The 515-nt window shown below is 63.3% G+C and carries 1 protein-coding gene; it reads left to right on the top strand.

The features are described from left to right. The coding region (locus AWB66_RS32720) for a DUF2950 family protein (RefSeq protein WP_125469904.1) at positions 1-515 on the top strand (515 nt) is incomplete at both ends.

Below are 515 nucleotides of genomic sequence, written 5' to 3'. Positions count from 1 at the left end.
CGGCTCGTCATATCGCCGGATCCGGCCGAGGACCGCGTCCTGCGCGAGAACGCCCTCGCGGAACTGAACGCGTTTCATGCACTGGACGAAACCGCGCCGGACCGTCGCACACTGCTCGTCGGCGACGAAGCATGGCCGTTGCCGATACCGCTCGTCCGCGAGAAGGGCGCCTGGCGTTTCGCGACGGAACTCGGCGAGCAGGAAATCTTGAATCGCCGGATCGGTGCGAACGAGCGCGAAGCGATTGTCGTGATGCGCGCGTATCTCGATGCACAAAGGCAGTACGCAACGCGCGATCGTAACGGCGACGGCGTTCTGGAATATGCGAGGAAGCTCGGCAGTTCGCCCGGCAGACAGGACGGTCTCTACTGGCCGGCGGATGCCGACATAGGGGAAGAACAGAGTCCCTTCGGGCCGCTGATTGCCGCAAGCTCGGAGCATCTCAAGGAACATCGTGCGGGCGATGCGTATCACGGTTATCACTATCGCATTCTCACCCGGCAGGGCAAGAGCGC

Source organism: Caballeronia telluris (genome assembly GCF_001544495.1).
GTDB classification, from domain to species: domain Bacteria; phylum Pseudomonadota; class Gammaproteobacteria; order Burkholderiales; family Burkholderiaceae; genus Caballeronia; species Caballeronia telluris.
The sequence above is the reverse complement of the archived record's forward strand: the minus strand, read 5'-3'. Positions and strand labels throughout refer to the sequence as shown.